This is a genomic window from Nemorincola caseinilytica, from assembly GCF_039540515.1.
GTDB lineage: Bacteria > Bacteroidota > Bacteroidia > Chitinophagales > Chitinophagaceae > Nemorincola > Nemorincola caseinilytica.
In genome coordinates, this window is record NZ_BAABFA010000008.1 from 224363 (window position 1) to 243546 (window position 19184).

16 protein-coding genes are annotated in these 19184 nt (G+C 52.5%); 12 read left to right on the plus strand and 4 right to left on the minus strand.

Annotation, left to right across the window (positions count from 1 at the left end):
• Window positions 1-21 precede the first annotated feature (21 nt).
• From aroB to ABD843_RS06000, 6 genes are all read left to right on the plus strand, one after another.
• Complete coding sequence (gene aroB, locus ABD843_RS05975; protein WP_345079990.1) at window positions 22-1044, plus strand: 3-dehydroquinate synthase; 1023 nt, start codon at window positions 22-24, stop codon at window positions 1042-1044.
• Window positions 1041-2309: a 3-phosphoshikimate 1-carboxyvinyltransferase gene (aroA, locus tag ABD843_RS05980; RefSeq protein WP_345079993.1), complete on the plus strand. Its 1269-nt coding sequence runs from the start codon at window positions 1041-1043 to the stop codon at window positions 2307-2309. Before aroB ends, aroA begins: the two co-directional genes overlap by 4 nt.
• Before the next feature lie 36 nt (window positions 2310-2345).
• Window positions 2346-3323: a chorismate synthase gene (locus tag ABD843_RS05985; RefSeq protein ID WP_345079996.1), complete on the plus strand. Its 978-nt coding sequence runs from the start codon at window positions 2346-2348 to the stop codon at window positions 3321-3323.
• Between the two features lie 93 nt (window positions 3324-3416).
• Window positions 3417-4505, plus strand: coding sequence for a T9SS type A sorting domain-containing protein (locus tag ABD843_RS05990; RefSeq protein ID WP_345079999.1), 1089 nt, complete (start codon window positions 3417-3419; stop codon window positions 4503-4505).
• 77 nt (window positions 4506-4582) lie between these two features.
• Window positions 4583-5140, plus strand: coding sequence for a DUF6580 family putative transport protein (locus ABD843_RS05995; RefSeq protein WP_345080002.1), 558 nt, complete (start codon window positions 4583-4585; stop codon window positions 5138-5140).
• A 316-nt stretch (window positions 5141-5456) separates the two neighbouring features.
• Window positions 5457-6107 (plus strand): NAD(P)-binding domain-containing protein, encoded by a 651-nt coding sequence (locus ABD843_RS06000; protein WP_345080005.1) that lies wholly within the window; start codon window positions 5457-5459, stop codon window positions 6105-6107.
• Between the two features lie 73 nt (window positions 6108-6180).
• Here ABD843_RS06000 and ABD843_RS06005 read toward each other — a convergent pair whose 3' ends face one another.
• The gene (locus ABD843_RS06005) at window positions 6181-7110 is read right to left on the minus strand and encodes an Omp28-related outer membrane protein (protein ID WP_345080008.1); all 930 of its coding nucleotides are present in this window, start codon (window positions 7108-7110) and stop codon (window positions 6181-6183) included.
• A gap of 115 nt (window positions 7111-7225) precedes the next feature.
• Between ABD843_RS06005 and ABD843_RS06010 the strand changes: the two genes are divergently transcribed.
• The 5 genes from ABD843_RS06010 (at window position 7226) to uvrA (ending at window position 14307) form a co-directional block, all read left to right on the plus strand.
• The gene (locus tag ABD843_RS06010) at window positions 7226-8173 is read left to right on the plus strand and encodes an MlaD family protein (protein ID WP_345080011.1); all 948 of its coding nucleotides are present in this window, start codon (window positions 7226-7228) and stop codon (window positions 8171-8173) included.
• Window positions 8173-10119: an OstA-like protein gene (locus ABD843_RS06015; RefSeq protein WP_345080015.1), complete on the plus strand. Its 1947-nt coding sequence runs from the start codon at window positions 8173-8175 to the stop codon at window positions 10117-10119. The genes ABD843_RS06010 and ABD843_RS06015 overlap by 1 nt, the downstream gene beginning before the upstream one ends.
• Before the next feature lie 110 nt (window positions 10120-10229).
• A complete protein-coding gene (locus ABD843_RS06020) occupies window positions 10230-11045 on the plus strand; it encodes an outer membrane protein assembly factor BamD (RefSeq protein WP_345080018.1) in 816 nt (271 codons plus the stop codon).
• Window positions 11032-11352, plus strand: coding sequence for a DNA-directed RNA polymerase subunit omega (locus ABD843_RS06025; protein WP_345080021.1), 321 nt, complete (start codon window positions 11032-11034; stop codon window positions 11350-11352). The genes ABD843_RS06020 and ABD843_RS06025 overlap by 14 nt, the downstream gene beginning before the upstream one ends.
• A gap of 111 nt (window positions 11353-11463) precedes the next feature.
• Window positions 11464-14307 carry an excinuclease ABC subunit UvrA gene (gene uvrA / locus ABD843_RS06030; RefSeq protein WP_345080024.1) on the plus strand — a complete coding sequence of 948 codons (2844 nt, stop codon included), beginning with the start codon at window positions 11464-11466 and terminating at the stop codon, window positions 14305-14307.
• A 301-nt stretch (window positions 14308-14608) separates the two neighbouring features.
• On the opposite strand, the gene ABD843_RS06035 is transcribed toward uvrA, so the two are convergent.
• The 3 genes from ABD843_RS06035 to ABD843_RS06045 all read right to left on the minus strand — a co-directional run bounded on the left by ABD843_RS06035 (window position 14609) and on the right by ABD843_RS06045 (window position 18326).
• Complete coding sequence (locus ABD843_RS06035; RefSeq protein WP_345080027.1) at window positions 14609-14848, minus strand: hypothetical protein; 240 nt, start codon at window positions 14846-14848, stop codon at window positions 14609-14611.
• 45 nt (window positions 14849-14893) lie between these two features.
• The gene (locus ABD843_RS06040; RefSeq protein WP_345080030.1) at window positions 14894-17146 is read right to left on the minus strand and encodes a hypothetical protein; all 2253 of its coding nucleotides are present in this window, start codon (window positions 17144-17146) and stop codon (window positions 14894-14896) included.
• Between the two features lie 127 nt (window positions 17147-17273).
• Window positions 17274-18326, minus strand: coding sequence for an SGNH/GDSL hydrolase family protein (locus ABD843_RS06045; RefSeq protein ID WP_345080033.1), 1053 nt, complete (start codon window positions 18324-18326; stop codon window positions 17274-17276).
• Window positions 18327-18377: 51 nt separating this feature from the next.
• Here ABD843_RS06045 and ABD843_RS06050 point away from each other — a divergent pair, with 51 nt between their 5' ends.
• Window positions 18378-19184, plus strand: a complete 807-nt coding sequence (locus ABD843_RS06050; protein ID WP_345080036.1) for a dienelactone hydrolase family protein — start codon at window positions 18378-18380, stop codon at window positions 19182-19184.

Here is a 19184-nt window from a genome sequence, read left to right on the forward strand (position 1 = left end):
GCCTTACTTTTGTTGCGGCGCATGGTACAAAAAGTAAGTTTCCCTTCAGGTACAGTGAACTATCATTTGCATAGCTCTTTCGGAGAGCTGTATGCGCTGTGTGATATGCAGCAGGCCGTCATCCTTACCGATGAGCATATAGCTGCGCTTTACCCGCACCTGCTCAAAGACCTGCGTGTCATTACCATACCTGCAGGCGAGGATAGCAAGAGCATAACTACCATAGCCCGGCTCACCAAAGAACTATTGGAAATAGGCGCCACGCGCGATACCCTGCTCATAGGCATGGGCGGCGGCGTGGTAACGGATATAACGGGTTTCCTGGCGGCTGTGTTCATGCGGGGTATACGTTGTGGCTTTGTGCCCACCACATTGCTGGCCATGGCCGATGCCGCCGTAGGTGGCAAGAACGGCGTGAACAACGGCATGTACAAGAACATGATAGGTACCATACGCCAGCCCGAATTCATACTGTATGATATACAACTATTGCAGACCCTGCCACAAGAGGAATGGAGCAACGGTTTTGCAGAGGTGATAAAATATGGCTGCATATTCGATGCCGGGCTGTTCGATGAATTGGCGCAGCATGACCTTGCATGGTATATGCAGAACAACGATGCGCTGAACAAGGTGATAGAGCGCTGCGTGGCATGGAAGAACAGGACCGTGGCAGAGGACGAACATGAAAAGGGCATACGCAAGCTGCTGAACTTTGGTCATACCGCCGGACATGCCATAGAAAAACTGTATGCGCTGCCGCATGGCAAGGCCGTGGCCATAGGCATGATGATAGCCTGCCACATCAGCGAGCAGCAGACCGGCCTTGATGCCGCCACCACACAGCAACTGGAAGCTGCACTGCAGCGGTACCACCTGCCTGTGCATATGGCCATAGACACCGCTAAAGTGATGGCGCTGCTGCAGACAGACAAGAAAAGAAAGGACGACAGTATAAACTACATATTGCTGCAAGACAAGGGCAAAGCCGTGATACACCCGCTGCGCCTGCCGGTAATAGAAAAAGCATTGGCATCATTATGAAAGCGCGGATAGTGCCGGGAAGTTTTAACGGCACGGTGAACATACCACCCTCTAAAAGCCTTACACAGCGGGCCTATGCGGCGGCCCTGCTGTATGTAGGTACCACCCTCATACACAATGCAGGCAACTCTGCCGATGAAGAGGCCGCCCGCCATATGATACAGCAGTTGGGCGCCACTGTAACGGGTTCCGGGCCTATGGTGGTCACCAGCAAGGGTATAGCCCCTGTAAGTGATACTATAGACTGTGGCGAGAGCGGCCTGGCAGCAAGGCTCTTTGCGCCTATAGCTGCGCTGCACAATAGCCCTATCACTATTGCCGGGCATGGGTCCATATTGCGCAGGCCTATGGAAGGCGTGGCAGATATACTGCCTTTGCTCAGTGTATCGCTGCAGGGTTTCAATGGTCATATACCCTTTACGGTACAGGGGCCCATGCAGGCGCGTTCTGTAGCGGTGCATACATCGGGCAGCTCGCAGCTATTGAGTGGTCTGCTCTTTGCTCTCTGTGCCTGTGCCACAGCGCCCATTACCATAACTGTCGCCGGCCTGCAAAGCAAACCGTATATAGACCTGACGCTGGATGTGCTGGCGCATTTCGGCCGTCATGTCTCGCACGATAATTACAAGGTATTCCATATCGATCCTGCCAGGTTCGAATATGCAGCACACAGGGAGCTGACCATAGAGGCCGACTGGAGCAGCGCATCGTGTATGCTGGTGGCCGGTGCCATAGCGGGCGAGGTCACCGTTCCCAACCTTTTTATGAACTCGCGCCAGGCCGACAGGGCCATACTGGATGTACTGCGCACCATAGGTGCAGATATGGACATCACCGATACGGGCATTACTGTGCGGCGGTCGCGCATGCAGGGCTTCGAATTCGATGCCGCCAACTGCCCCGACCTTTTCCCCGCGCTGGCCGCACTTGCCTCTTTCTGCGATGGTAACAGCCAGGTAACGGGTGTGCATAGGTTGTTCCACAAAGAGAGCAATAGGGTAGAGAGCATCACCGAAATGCTGTGGCGCTATGGCGTTACCTTCTCGGTAGAGGACGATACACTATACATAGAAGGCCGTGAGAAGGTACAGTATAGCTATATGGATGGCTACAAGGACCACCGCATAGTGATGGCCGCCGCGGTATGCGCCCTGCGTGCCAAGGGACCCGTTACCATTTCCTGTGCCGATGCCGTGGGCAAATCATATCCCCGCTTTTTCGATGATATGCGTCTTTGCGGCGTAGCGTGCGAGCTGCTGCCCTAGCATATAAGGCTATCCTGTATCTTTGCGCATCCTTACATGAATACATTCGGCACCATATTCCGCATCAGCATCTTTGGCGAGTCGCATGGCAGGTGGGTGGGCATCACCATAGATGGCTGCCCCGCAGGCATACCGCTCACCGAGGCCGATCTGCAGCCCGACCTGGACAGGCGCAAAGCAGGTGCGGCAGGCACTACGCCGCGCACCGAGGCCGATATACCCACATTTGCCACCGGGGTATACAATGGCCATACCACCGGCGCGCCGCTCACCATCATCTTCGAGAATGCCAATACCCGCTCTGCCGATTACGATGCGGTAAAGAGCACCCCCCGGCCCGGCCATGCCGACTTCGTGCTGCAAAAGAAATTCAATGGCTTCAACGATTATCGCGGAGGCGGGCACTCATCGGGCAGGCTCACTGTGGCGTTGGTAGCAGCAGGTGTGGTAGCAAAAAAGGTATTGGGCAGTGACATATCTGTAAAAGCCCTGCTCACCGAGGCCGGTGGCAGTACCGATATAGAGGCAGCCATAGCAAAGGCCGTAGCGCAGCAGGACAGTATAGGCGGTATAGTTGCCTGCACGGTAAAAGGCCTGCCGGTAGGTATAGGTGAGCCTTTCTTCAACTCGCTGGAATCTGTTATCAGCCATGCCATATTTTCCATACCTGCCATAAAGGGTATAGAGTTCGGTTCGGGCTTTGCTGCCGCGGGTATGACAGGCAGTACGCACAACGACGCTATTGTAGATGCGAATGGCACTACTGCCACCAACAACGCAGGTGGCGTGAACGGGGGCATATCGAACGGGAACGACCTTACGTTCAGGATAGCTGTAAAGCCTGCCAGCAGCACACCACAGCCACAGCGCACCTGGAACAATGCCACGGCATCGGTAGAGGAATTCGCTCTTAAGGGCCGCCACGACCTGTGCATAGCCCTGAGGGTACCCGTAGTGGCAGAGGCGGTCACGGCCATAGCGCTTGCCGATATGTATCTTCAGCGCCGATCATAGGTTGTCCCGGGCTCAAAATACCCGCTATATCTAATTAACGCCATTTTGTGAGGTGGGGAACGTACTTTTACACACTATCCAGGTACCTGACCAATGAAAAGAACATTATTACTTGCCACATCTATACTTACCATTACCGCCGCACAGGCACAGCATGCAACTCACAGCGCCCCCGTTACCCGGCCTGTAGTAACGGCAGCAAAGCCTACCGCCACGGGCGATACCCTTACCCTTACCAATATACCTGCCACGCAGACAGAGCGCCTGCTGTACCCTGTAGCGCCTGCTGGCAGCGGCTATACCACAGGTACCAATGTGTACAACGACAAAGGCTTTGCAGAGCGCTACTACTTCGATGCCGGTGACAGCTCTGTGAATGTGTTGGGAGTGGTAGCCTTGTTCGGCGGCAATGTCTCTGCTACATCTACTAAAAGCGTGATGCTGCGCATATGGAGCCAGACCGCACCCAAACCTATCACTGCCCGGCTGTACTACGAGGGCTTCCCCTTCGAGACACTGGACAGCCTCTCTGTACCTGCCACAAAGCTGGGTATAGGCCCCACCGCAGATACCCTGAAGGCCTTTATGTTCGCCACGCCTACGGGTTTCCTGAAGGGGCCCTTCTTCGCAGGTTATACCATAGACTACAACTTCGAAACACTCGGCCCCGATACCATAGCGCTGAAGACATCCAAGCATAACACGCGCAATACCGCTCCATATAGGCTGCGCTACAATATGGCCAATGCCGATACGGTATCGGTAGATACGCTGATAAATGTGCAGAACGCCACCCTGTGGGCCGACAATAAATGGCATGATAACTATACCGATAACGACTCGCTCTACAACGACCTGGCCATATTCCCAATAGTGGTAGTAGGTGGGCCTACCGGTACCGGCAGGGTAACGCATAAAGACCTGTCGCTGATGGGCGCATATCCCAACCCCAGTACCGGTACTGCCAATATCCGCTTTGCACTGGCAGAGGGCGCCGATGTCAGCATCACTATAATGGACATGGCCGGCCATACGGTGTATACCCGTCAACTTAGCGACTTGCGTGCGGGTGAACATACCGTACAGGTAAGTACAGCAGGCTATGCCGCAGGTACATACATATACCTGGTACGCACTGCCACAGGCAGCGGCATGGCCGGCAAAATGCAGGTAGCGCACTAGTGCGAAACGCCTTCACAGGGTATACCTTTCTGTTTTACACAATTAGTCTTACTTTTGTAGCTTGTCAATACTTTCATATGAAACGTAACAACACAGATCTCCTTATAGCCTTTTCTCTCATTTTTATATCTGCGATATCGCGAATAGTGAATGCAGAAATGGCCCTGCCCAACTTTGTACCTATAGCTGCCATCAGCCTTTTCAGCGGCGCCATACTAAGGGAGAAACGCTCAATGGCCTTCCTGGTGCCCATCATGGGGCAGTTCCTGGCCGATGCATATTTCCAGTTCTTTACCTACATACCCGGTTTCTATGGTGTTGTAGATCAGCTGTTCACTTATGCAGGCATAGTAGGCGCTACATCGCTGGGCCTGTTCATGAAGCAAAAGCCGCTTAGCATACTGGGCTTTACCCTTGGTGCTTCTGCCACATTTTTCCTGGTGTCCAACTTCGGTTACTTTGCGCGCGGCTGGAACGGTTATAACATGCAGGGCTTTATAAAGACCTATGTAGATGCCATACCATTCTACAAGAACTCCTTCATAGCCGATATGGTGGGTATGGTGGTGCTCTTTGGTGGTCATGCCATCATAGGCCGCAAGCTGGCAGCGCACGCTAGCAAGGTGCGAGCCTAAGACAATAAGTTATATATATCATATTCGGAAGATATTTTTTCAGGAAGCGGGCCGTTTGTTAACGGCCCGCTTTTATTATATTTATTATTACATGCGAGGTCAGAATAGTTAGAGATATATTTTTATTCAAATTTGTTATTGCCCCAAAAAATGTTAAAAAGTTGAGAAAGTTTTTTCTAATTTTAGTCTAAACAAACTGTACAGCATACCGTTCAGACCCATTACAGTTGACACCCCTATCCGGTCTTTGTGCTGGTAATTTCTCTGAACGAAAACATACTATACGGAGAAAACTTGAACCGAAAAAAAAGTGAAGATGGATTTCAAAAAGTTAGTATCCCTTAATATCGCCATAATAGGCGACACTGAAACTGCCGAATTGTATGCGAGGGCTTTTACCTCTGCCGGACACGAAGTATACATGGCATGCTCTGAAAAGAACGACCATGTGCAAAAAGCCGTACCGGACATTTACGGTCACATTACCTACACCACCATCTCTGAAGCAGCACGCGGTGCCGATTTCATCATTCTGGCCACCCGCCCAAAGGATGTTCGCGAGGCATCGTACTGGCTGGGCGATGTACGCCGTAAGGTGATAGTGGATGTGACGGCCAATGTGCATATACCGAACGAGGAAGACGGGGTGAAGACCGTATGCGCCATAAAGGCCATAACGGGTTCGGCACACGTTATCAAGGTATTCTACACCAAAGGGTATGAGACCATCCTGAAACCGCTCTTCAACGGTGCAAAGGTAGATATGCTGCTGCTGAGCGACAGCCGCAAGGCCAAGGAGATAACCCGCATCATGGCCATAGAGATAGGCGCCAAATATTTTTACGACTTCGGCGGTAGCGAGAACATACCGCTGTTCAACGAAATGACGCGTGTATGGCGCGGCCTGCAGCGCAGGTCTGCTGCCCATGAGGTAAAGATCAAAAGCGATATAGAACAGCAACCATAAGCATCAGCGATACTGATATGAAAAGGGCTTAGTGACACCACTAAGCCCTTTTCTTTTAACTATTCGTCTGGCCCTATTTCAGGGTCGTTTGTGCCGATTGCATTATGCGGTATGGTGTGCTTGCCGCGGTTATATAACCTATTATACGGCAATGCGCTGCCACCAGCGGGGGCTGTTTTTTCGGGTTCACGGTACGGTCTGCTATGTTCTTCGTATCGTATTTGTACACGCGCACTATTACCCTGCCGGGCTCTTTGGCGGGTATATTGGGGAATATGGCATCGCCGCCGGGTAGCGCGGTGATAACGGTACGCAGCACATTGGTGAAATCGTACTCCTCGTCGCCGCCGGGGTGTACAGTGTCGGTGGTGGGGTATTCCTGCACATCTACTATGCTGTCCTGCACCAGCACCAGGTTCAGGTTGTGTGCGAAGGTTATGGTCATGGGATAGCTGATGGTAGCCACTATAGTAGCTATGCCACTGGCGTTATCGAAGGTGCTTTCCAGCGCCAGGTTGATAGAGTCGGGCATGGCCAGGCCATTCTCTATGGCGCCGCCCCAGGTGCTTCTGTCCAGCTTTATACTTTTATTCACCGGCAGGCGGTCTATACCGGCAGAGGGTAGCATGCTTACCCCGCCATATATGTTCTGCGCTATAGATGTAGCATCATCATGCCTGAAATCGTACTTGGCAGCATGTGGCGCTGTGGGCGGTACCGTCTGTATAGGGCCCTTTATGTACAGGCCTATCACGTTTATACGGCCGGGGTGCTGTTTCTGGTATTCCTTCAGCACCTCGTGCGCTGCCGGGCAGTTGGTACAACTGGCGCCCGTATATTCCTCTACCAACACATTGCGCGGCTGTGCGGGAGGCACGGTAGATACATAGGTAGTATCCTTTACCTCTATAGCGGGTTCGGTCAGCCTCACATTGGGTGCTTTCTCTTCGCAAGAGCTTATAGCCAGTGTAGCCACGGCCATCAGCAAAAGATATTTCTTCATCACTATTTGTATGAAGCACGAATTTACGGAAATAGCCGGTATACTGTTATAATATTGCCAATATTACCGGCCTGTCAATGTCTTTTCGTTATTTTGCACATATTTTGCTGCGCTTATGACCATTTCTAAAGAGGTAAGGATAGGAGTGCTGGTGGCCGCGTCCATCGTCATTTTTTTCGCAGGTTTCTATTTTCTCAAGGGCTCCGACGTATTCTCTAGCGACAAGGAATATTATTGTTATTTCAATACTGCAAGCGGCCTTGCCGAAGCCTCTACCGTAGAGATAAAGGGCCTTAGTGTAGGCAAGGTGACCAAAATGGAGCTGGCGGGCGCCAAAGGAGTAAAAGTTACCCTGTCTGTGCATAATGATGTGACGCTGCCAAAGGGTACTGTGGCCAATCTTACCTCATCGGGCCTGCTCAGCGGCAAGGTCATCAGCCTCGATCTGGGCTCGGGTCCGGGCGAAGAGGCCGAAGGTGCTACCCTGCCATCTACCAAAGGAGCCGATGTGATGGACCAGGTATCGGGCGAGCTCACCCCCAGGCTCGAAGAGCTGAAAGAGACCATCGCATCATTCAACGTAACGCTGGCACGGGTGAACGCCATGCTGAACGAAGAGAACAAAGAGGCCATAGCCTCCACATTGCGGTCTCTGAAGACTACCAGCGAGAACCTGGCCCATATGTCGGCTACGTTCGATAAGGAGAGCGCACAGATCACAGGCATCATACGCAATGCCAACAGCATTACCGGCAGCCTGGCCAAAAGCAACGATACCATACAGCGCATCATATCCAACACCAACCGCATCACCTCGCAACTGGCCAATGCCCCCCTGCAAAAGACCATTGCCGACCTGGAAAAGACCGCTGTAGAGCTGCAGGCCATCATGAAGAAGGTGAACAACGGCGAGGGCTCACTGGGCCTGCTTGTGAACGACAAGGAGCTGTATAAGAACCTCAACGGCTCGCTGAAGTCTATAACCAACCTTACCGATGACCTGAAAGCACGCCCCGGCAGGTACATCAACATCAGTGTCTTCGGGGGTAAGAAGAAAGACTGATGCCCACCGCACCAGGCGCTACCATACGGTATACGATGCTTGCACTGCTGGCGGCATTGCTGCTGGCGGGCCTACCGGCCAGGGCGCAGAAGCCCGTTGCCGATACTGCCGATAAGGTGCGCATCATCATAGCCAATACCGGCTTTATGGAACACTATACTACCGATAGTGGCTCCCTCACAAAATTCGTGAACGACGTAGTGGTATACCAGGGCACCGATACCCTCTACTGCGACAGTATGTATCAGTTCGTAGAGAAAAAGCGGCTGGAGGCCTTCGGCAATGTGCGCATAGCGCAGCAGGGTGGTACAGAGGGCACCTGCAGCTACCTTCGTTATGCATCGGACAAGCGTATAGCCTATATGACGGGCGATGTGCTGCTTACCGATGGCAAGAACCGGCTGTGGTGCCAGGAGCTCACCTACGACCTGGGCACCAAAACAGGCACCTACAACAGGAACGGTACCTTGCAGAGCGACAGCACCATGGTGACGAGCATATATGGGGTGTACAATGTAAGGTCGCACGATGCCCGTTTTACCGGCAACGTGGTGGTGCTGGACCCCCAGTACAAGATAGCATCGAAAGACCTGGGGTACAATACCGAGACGCGGGTAGAGCGGTTCTACGACTATTCTGTGGTCACCAGCGATAGCGGCCGGTCGGTACTCACTACCTGGAGCGGCACCTACGACAGCAAGAACGTGGTGGCCCGCTTCACAGGGCATTCCTCTATCTGGAACGATGGCCAGTACATAGAGGCCGACTCTATGCACTACGACAAGGGATCGGGCTATGGCTACGCCATAGGTCATGTCATATCTATCGATACCGCGCAGCATGCCACCATCTATTGCGGCCGTGTAGACTATTTTCGCAAGCAGCGTGTGCTGTGGGCCATCATAAAGCCTGTGCTGGAGCTGGCCAATGGCCCCGATACCTTTTACATGCGTGCCGATACCTTCTATTCGGCGCCAATGGTGCGGGGGGCCGGCCGGCAGTTCCGTATGCCACAGGACACCGCCGATAATAGAGCGGACAGTACATTGCAGAAGGTGGTAAGGAATGCCACCATACTGGCGACCGATACGACAACCATCATCAAGACCAAGGCTACCGATAGTACCGCCGTGAAGCCCCGAGGAAGAAGGCAGCGCCCCCAGGCCGTTGCCAAGACCGATACGGTGGTAGCAGTAGCAGAGCCCGATGCCGGCCCTATAGACAGCATGTGGACCATACCTGCCTACAAATACCGTGTGGACCGACTGCTGCGCGATACCGCACGACAGGCTGCCCCCGCGATAAAGACAGCCAGGAACAAAAAGAAGAAGACCGACCTGCCACCTGCCGATACCACTGCGGCCGACACCACATCGCCCATATTCTTTACCGGCTACCACCATGTGCTTATCTTCTCCGACTCTATGCAGGCCCGCTGCGATAGTGTATGCTATACCCGTGCCGACTCTATAGTGCGCATGATATACGACCCTGTGGCATGGGCACGCGGCAGCCAGATAACCGGCGATACCATACTGATGCTGCTGGATAGCGGCGGCATACAGACCATGTATATACCCAATAGCGGCTTCATGACATCGCGCTCGGGCCCCGAGCAGGCGCAGATATACGACCAGATACAGGGAGAATCCATTACGGCCTTCTTTAAGGAGAACGCCATAAAGAAGATGATAGTGACGCCCGATGCGCAGAGCATCTATTACTCCAAAGACGATGACGGCGCTTATGTGGGCATGAACGAGGCTACTAGTGTACTGATGCGCATATACTTTGGCGAGCAGCAGATAAGCCGCATAAAATTTGAAAAGGATGTGCACCAGACCATGACCCCCATGCACAAGGCCGACCTGCCCAATGCCCGCCTCAAACGCTTTAAATGGTTATATGACGAGCGGCCAAAGAGCAAGGATGAGCTGTTCGAGTAGGAATACCCGCTATTTTGGCGGTTTTAAGAAACATTTATGCCTGCCGGATGGCGCCCGCAGCGTTACCTATTAGGCAGTACAAAAGACATTTTATATATTTGCCCCCCGGTATGTACATACAGTTTAGAAATTTATTTTATTTATTCATCCTTTGTGTGGGCATCGCATCATGCAGCGGTTTCGAGAAGATCCGTAAGAGCAGCGATGTGAACCAGAAGCTCACAAAGGCCAATGAATACTATGAAAAGAAGGACTATGGACATGCCAATATCCTGTACAAAGAGCTGATGCCCATCATGAAGAGCACGCGCAATTACGAGGCGCTGTTCTACAAGTATTCCTATACTTACTACTACATGAAGGACTATGTGATGGCCTCCTATTACTTCAAGGACTTCGTAGAGTATTTCCCTACCAGTGCCAATGCAGAGGAATGTGAGTTCATGAGTGCTGTGTGCCTCTTCAAGTTCGCACCCAAGTACTCGCTCGATCAGAGCAATACCGTAAAGGCCGCCGATGCCCTGCGCAATTATATACTGAAATACCCGAGCTCTACCCGTGTGGAAGAGGCCCGCAAGTACATAAACGAATCGCAGGAAAAACTGGAACGCAAGCAGGCCGATGCTGCCAAGCTCTACTACAACATAGGTCAGTACCAGGCCGCTATGGTCACTTACAAGGCCATCATGCGCAATTTTCCCGAAACGAAGAACGCTGATGAGTACCTGTACATGATAATGCGGGCAATGTATAAATATGCGAGGATGAGCGTACAGGACAAGCAGGAAGAGCGCTATGCCAGCGCCCTTAGCGCATACAGGGAACTGAAAGATACTTATCCCGGGTCTAAATACCTGCCCGAGGCCGAGAAAATATATACAGAAACAGATAACAATATAAAAAAGCTACGCAATGAGCACAAATAGAAGATCGCTGACATCGGTGAACCCGCTTGTAGAGACACGCGATGTGATAGCAATGAAGGAGAAGACAGGTAACCTGTACGAGTCTATCGCTGTCGTTAGCCGCAGGGCAAACCAGATATCTGTGACCATGAAGGAGGAGCTGCACAGGAAGCTTGACGAGTTCACCGTGCATGGCGACAACCTGGAAGAGGTGCATGAGAACAAGGAGCAGATAGAGATATCGCGCATATACGAGCGTATGGCCAATGCCCCGCTGCAGGCGCTCACCGAGTTCAATGACGACCAGATATACTACAGGAAAAAATAAGTAGTTATCCATACTTTTTTCAGGAAAAGAAGCTGTGCCGCGTGGTATGGCTTCTTTTCCGTTTTTATACCCGCCGTTCACAACCCTTATTTCCCGTAATTTGCAGATAAGATGAATACCAAGGAGCATGGCCATATAGTAGTGCAGGGTGCGCGTGTGCACAACCTGAAGAACATAGATGTAAGCATACCGAAGAACAAGCTGGTGGTGATAACCGGCATCAGCGGCAGTGGCAAATCGTCGCTGGCGTTCGATACCATATTTGCCGAAGGCCAGCGCAGGTATATGGAGAGCTTTGCGGCCTATGCGCGTCAGTTCGTAGGCGACCTGGACCGCCCCGATGTGGACAAGATCACCGGCCTTTCGCCTGTCATATCTATAGAGCAGAAGACCACCAATCGCAATCCGCGCTCTACCGTAGGCACTGTTACCGAGGTTTACGATTTCATGCGCCTGCTGTATGCCCGCATAGGCGAGGCCTACTCCTACAATACCGGCAAGAAGATGGTGAAGTTCAGCGAGGAGGAGATAGTAGAGCACATCAGGCAACACTTTGCCGGAAAGAAGATAATGCTGCTGGCGCCCATAGTGCGAGGCCGCAAGGGGCATTACCGCGAGCTCTTCGAGCAGTTGCGCAAGCAGGGTTATGTGAAGGTGCGTGTAGATGGTGAAGTGACGGACCTGAAAGAGCGCATGCAACTGGACCGCTACAAGATACACGACATAGAGCTGGTGATAGACCGCCTGGCCGTACAGCCCGATGGCCATGCCCGCATGAGCCAAAGCATACAGAAGAGCATGCAGATGGGTAAGGACCTCATGTTCGTAGCCGATGTGGACAAGGGCACCATGCACCAGTACAGCAAGCACCTTATGTGTGTGGATACCGGTATATCTTACGAAGAACCATCGCCCAATACCTTCTCGTTCAATTCGCCCTATGGTGCATGCCCCAAGTGCAAAGGCCTGGGCCAGGTATATGCCGTGAACATGCAGCAGATACTGCCCGACATGAACAAGAGCATCAACGATGGTGCGATAGCGCCGCTGGGCTCCGAGCGCGATTCATGGTCGTTCCAGATGGCCACTACGCTGGCAAAGAAGAACAAGATATCGCTGGACAAACCCATAAAGGATATACCACAAAAACAACTGAACCTGCTGCTCTATGGCAATGAAGAAGGTGTACTGACCTATGTGAGCAAGGACGATACCGCCGAATATACAGGCGCGGTGACACAGCACAACTACGAAGGAATAGTGAACATGGTGCTGCGCTGGTTCGCCGAGACCACATCAGAGGCCATTCGCACATGGGCCGAGAGCTTTATGGAGCTGAACACCTGTACCGAATGCAATGGCGCCAGGCTGAAGAAAGAAAGTCTTTACTTCAAGGTAGATGAGAAGAACATTGCCGAGCTGAGCGAGCTATCGCTGCAGCAGTTGCAGGACTGGTTCACCGGCATAGAAAGCAGGCTGAACAACAAGCAGAACACCATAGCCAAAGATATAGTGAAGGAGATACGCGACCGCCTGCGCTTCCTGCTGGATGTGGGGCTGCATTACCTTACCATGTACCGCCCTACGCGCACACTTAGCGGTGGCGAGTCGCAGCGCATAAGGCTGGCCACGCAGATAGGCTCACAGCTTACGGGCATCACTTATATACTCGATGAGCCCAGCATAGGGCTGCACCAGCGCGACAATATGCGCCTCATCAATGCATTGAAAAGCCTGCGCGATAGTGGGAACTCTGTGCTTGTAGTAGAGCACGACAAGGATATAATGCTTGCCTCCGACCATCTTATAGATATAGGTCCCGCGGCCGGCCTGCATGGTGGCCGCATAGTTAGTGCAGGCTCGCCACAGGAGGTATTGAAGGAGAAGACCATCACATCGGGCTACCTGAACCATAGCCTGCAGATAGAAGTACCTGCCGAAAGGCGCAAAGGCAATGGTAAGAAGCTGTCTATAGAGGGCGCTACCGGCAACAACCTGAAGAATGTATCGGTAAAGCTGCCGCTGGGCACCTTCATTTGCATAAGTGGTGTGTCGGGCAGCGGCAAAAGTACCCTCATTAATGAGACGCTCTATCCCATACTTGCCAAACATTGTTACCCCACCTTCAAGCAGCAGCCTATGCCCTACAAGAAGGTACAGGGGCTGGAGCATATAGATAAGGTGATAGAGATAGACCAAAGCCCTATAGGCCGCACGCCACGCAGCAACCCCGCTACCTATTGCGGCTTCTTCAACGAGATAAGGCAGCTCTTCGCACAGGTGCCCGAGGCCAAGATAAGGGGCTACAATGCAGGCAGGTTCTCGTTCAATGTGAAAGGCGGCCGCTGCGAGGAATGCCAGGGTGGTGGCATGCGTACCATAGAGATGAACTTCCTGCCCGATGTATATGTGCTGTGCGAGAAATGCGGCGGCAGGCGCTACAACCGCGAAACGCTGGAGATACGCTACAAGGGCAAGTCCATATCGGATGTGCTGAACATGACCGTGGATGAGGCTGTGGAGTTCTTTGTGAACGTAGCATACCTGCATCGGCGTATAAAGACCCTGCAGGATGTGGGCCTAGGCTATGTGACACTGGGCCAGAGTGCAGTGACCCTGAGTGGTGGCGAGGCCCAGCGCGTGAAGCTGGCCACAGAGCTATCGAAACGCGATACCGGGCAGACCATATACATACTCGATGAACCTACCACCGGGCTGCACTTCGAGGACATAAAGCATCTGCTGGCCGTGCTGAACCGCCTTGTGGACAGGGGCAATACGGTGTTGGTGATAGAGCACAACCTGGATGTGGTAAAAGTGGCCGACCATGTGATAGATATGGGGCCCGAGGGCGGCGGCGGCGGCGGAAGGGTAGTAGGCTCCGGCACGCCAGAGGATATAGCCGCCATCAAAGAAAGCCATACAGGCCGCTTCCTGGTAGATGAGCTGAAGTAATATCGATGTGTGTGGTATCTACCCTGTGCGTTTCTTTTCAGGGTCGCGTCTATCCATAAAGACACTATATACTACTATCGCATTCCCGAATACCTCATAAACTACGGTATATGGGAATTTATGCAGTATGCCTTGTCGTACGTTGTTCTTATAATATGAATGGGTGAAAGGGTTTACCAATAAGGAATCGTAGAAGGTCTCAAGGTCAGTGAGAAAGGTATGTCCCAAACCTCTTCTCTGAGACTCATACCAGTCATATGCTTCTATGATCTCTAAAGCAGCAAGAGGTCTTACTTCAATATTATAGCTCATTAGGGCGGTCCTTATGTATAGCCATGTTCTTTACCTCCTGCCATGAGTATGACCTGCCTTCGCCTTTTAGATATTTGCTACGCTCTTCTTCTATCAATTGTTTCCGTTTGCTTGCAACATCATCGGCCTCGTTATACTCCTTTACAATGGCGTATATCATCTTCAATAGCCGGTCGTCGCCATGCTCTATTTCCTCATGCAGCAGTGTTCTTATTTCAGGCGTATTCATAGCTATACAAATTTAAATAAAATACTCCAACCGAAGGTCGCATGCTTACCTCCTCCCCATCAACTGCCCATAAGCCTTTATGAACAGCACGCCCAGGTTCTTATGCGGAGGCACATAGTCTTTGAAGCGGGGATACAGGTCTGCATTTTTGGAAAAATACTGATCGAGCCCTGCCCATAGTGGTATCCAGTTTATATCGTTGCCTTCCTGCAGTATGGTGTTTATGGCGCGGCTCATGGGCTCGTTTATGGCGCCCACACCTGTCTGCTTCGACGATATGATGTGCGCCCCCGGCGATGACCGCAGCACCTTTGCCACGTTCTGGTAACCCCCGCACGATCCCAGCACCACTACGCGGGCATTGCTGTCTATACGCATCAGTGTGGTCTTCACATGGTAGCTATGGCCGCGGTGTATCACTACAGTGGGTCTTATATTGTTCGTGGCCAGGTACATATCCAGTGTGTCTATGGCCTTCTCATCCTCTGGCGCCCGCAACGGCATATTGGCATATAGTACTACGCGCTTACCTGTGAGCGATGTGATGGTAACCCAGTATTTGTTAGAGTCTACCTTCCATTGTTTGTTCTTCCGGTGGTCGTCCATAAAGCCGGCATATGCATTCATGCCATCCTCATCGCCATAGAAGAACACACGCTCGTGTATGGTACCCGTATCATCGGTGAGCGTGCGGAAGGGTACTATATTGATAGGTGGCAGTTTCAGCTTGTTCGATGCAGTAGATGCACCTGCATCGGTACCCGCGCCGGATGCGCTCTCTGCCAGCATGCCCAGCAGGTTGTAGATAGCCATGCCTTTGCGGCTTTCCAGTACCTGGCTCTTGCGGTAGTTCTCTGCTATCCTCACTCTCAGGAATTTCAGCAATGCAGTATCGTTTATGCTGCCTATGGCATCGGCCACGTTCACGGCATCCTCCAGGTCGTTCTCAGGTCCTTTCTGCAACCCGCTTATGAACCGCGACATCAGCGATGTGCGGGCGGTATCATCCATCGTGTTCAGCAACTCGGTAAGGGTATTGTAGCTGGCGCAAAGCCTGATGAACGTACGGAAGTGATCGTGATGCAGGGTGTCCAGCAACTGGTCTCCCCTCATGGGCGCCATACGCGCTACCATACGCTTGAAGGTGCCCAGGAAACTGCTCGTATATATCTCCTCGCGGCCATATACCATGATGTAGAAGAGCGATGCTGCCGACAGGCTGTCCACGCAGCGAAAGCGCACATCATCGGTAGTATCGTGCAGCTCGTTCATCTGCCTTACGAAATCCTTCAGTGCGCGATACTCAAGTTCTTCGGTGTACAACTGGCGCGATAGCGGCTCATTGCTCATGCGCAGCGCTACCAGCGCATTGAAGCTGCGCGCAGGGTCTGCTGCTATAGTATCTATAGCATCTATAGTGCCCCTACCTGTGTACAGGTAAGATATGAATGGCAGTGCCCTCAGTGGCGCTTCCGATTCTGCCGAGGTCTGCACTATGGCCTGTACAAAGGGGTCGTGAGAGCGGTATACGGTGCCCTTCAGCAGTATATCGCTGGAGAGCGCATAACTGAAAATAAGCCTGGGGTCCTGCCGCGCTGCAGCATTCACGATAGTGATGGCAAAAGTGTCCCGCGAGAACTCCTGCAGCCTTCGCGCCATCATCACCGGGTCGCGGCTGGCCATTGCGGTATGTATATAGGCGCGTGCATTGGGCTCGTCGTTCAGTAGTACACGGCCATTGTCCAGCGTATATACATCGGGGTTGGCCATCACAAGGTCGTAGGTCTTATGCTCGTTCGATGCCACTATGAGGCTGCGCATATTGTCCACAAGGCTGTCGTAGAACGATGCCCTGGGCCTGGGGTCGGCGCTGTACTGGCGCATCAGCTCCCATATGCCGCGCAGGCATTGTATCTTCTGCTGGTTGGCCACTGCACTGTCCCTGCCTACAGGCGGCATGTTCTCTACCATTATCTGCAGCCTGTCCACCCGCTTTAGCAGCGCATCGGTATACATGCCAGAGAATACCACGGGGCCCGGCACTATTATGCGCCCATCCGTTCTGCCATCGGCCTCATCGGCCCGCCTTTGCTCATTGTCTATCTTTTCATGAAAAAGCGCACGCGCCAGTGGTATCGGCCCCATCAGTGTATCCTGCAGGTAAGGGTCTGTCTTCCAGGGCTTTTTCTTGGGCGCAGCAACACTTCTCACCACTCTTTTGAGCGTGTCTTGCGATGGCTGCTGGCCATAGGCTACAGCACACACCAGTAAAAGCCATACAAGGCCGGCTATCCTCATAAATACTCCCGGTAACTAGGGTAAAAGCCTTCAAATATACCCTATTAAATGTGAAGAAAAGTGTAATTGCCTCCTCTGTATAGCTAACGGATAAAGCCCTATGAAATTGCACCTCTGCGCGGGCTGCTTATAGCGCGCTCACAAGGGCCGCTGCCTTGCTATGCCCGCTTGCTTTCCAGTGCATATCCATAGGGTATACATCTTCGGGCGTTATTACCTGCCCCAGGTCGGCGAATTGCAGGCCCAGCTTTGCGCATACATCGCGCACCAGGGGCATATACTTATTGTGTTCGGCATCCATTGCTGGTATGTACACTATGGTCAAGGCGCATTGGGTCTCCTTCGCGAACCTTGCCAGTTCCTCTGCCACCAGCACAAAAGCCTTGGTCCCCTTCACGGCCCTTTCGCCCGATAGGTGGTCTTTGTACAGGTCCTTTACCCTTATGTTCTTCAGTGCGTTCAGGCAGTAGTAGGCCAGCATATTGCGGCGGGCGATGGGAGCCTTTATATGCCATTCGTCTACGGCCGTCTGCCATTCATCAAAGCCGGCCGTTGCGGGTTCGTGTATCCTGAAGGAGCCGGCCTGCTCTACAAAGTAGGGAAAGGCCCCAAAGGATGTGTTCTCATTATCCAGCAGGTCGTTGGGAGACAGGAAGAGGAATATCTTCTTTCCCTGCACCTGTGCCGATCCCTCCCATTTGTACAGCATCAGCAGCTCCTGCACATTGCCATAGCCGGGCACGGCCATGTTCAGTACCTTTTTGCCTGTAAGGCGCTCATACTGTTTCTCTACACCTTCTTCTTCGTTCACACCCCAGCCGAAGGCATAAGAGTCGCCCAGGAACAGTACATCGGGAGCGTTCAGCGACGCATCATCATCGCGAAAGCCTACCGCATTGGTGCGTACCCGTGTGCTGAACTCCGTATTATCGAAGGTCACATCCATGCGGGGTGTCAGCCTATAGCCCAGTACCGGGTCGAACACCACATGCTCCTTGTCGTACTGGAATACCGACCGGGTACGGAAGTACCGTGCGCGTAGCTGCTGCTGCGATGCCGTCAGTTCCATCGCCACGGCCACTACGGCCAGCAACCCGACGAATATACCCACCGATATGAGCGCCCTCTTCATGCGATAAAGGTAGACCATACCTGTGCAAAAGCCAAGCAGTATACCCATGAGCGTACCCTGTTTAGGAAGTAATACCTAGCTTTGCAAAAACACCCCATTATGCTCCTCTCTTTCAAAAGAAGTATATCCTTCTGCGCTGCATTGTTCTGTTTTGTTGCTGCAATAGCCCAGCCAAAGAACATGAGCATAGTTACCGAAGAGGTATCGTACAAATGCAATGGCGCTACCATGAAGAGCTATGTGATATACGATGCCTCGCGCCAGGATGCCCGCCCGGCCATAGTGGTAGTGCCCGAGTGGTGGGGGCTCAATGGCTATACCAAGATGCGTGCCCGCATGCTGGCCGAGCTGGGCTATGTGGCCATAGCTGCTGATATGTATGGCGATGGCAAGACCGCCAAAGACCCGCAAATGGCAAAGGAATATGCCATGCCCTTCTACAAAGATCCGAAGCTGGGTAAAGAGTGTATAGCCGCTGCTATAGCAAAGGTGAAAGAATACCCGCAGACAGATAAGAGCAAGATAGGCGCCGTGGGTTTTTGCTTCGGGGGGTCTATGGTGCTTAATGCCGCTAAGATGGGTATGGACCTAAAGGTGGTGGTGAGCTTTCACGGAGGCCTGCAGACAGTGCCTGCAAAGAAGGGCTCGGTAAAAGGAAAGATACTGGTGTGCCACGGCGGCGCCGACAAATTCGTTTCCGATACCGATATACTCAGCTTCCGCAAGAACCTGGATACGCTGGGTGTGCCCTACCAGTTCATCAGCTACCCCGGTGCCACGCATGCCTTTACCAACCCGCAGGCCACTGCAGTGGGCAAGAAGTATAGTATGCCTATAGAGTACAACGATGAGGCCGCAAAAAAATCCTGGGGTGATATGAAGAAGTTCCTCAGCGATCTTTTCTGA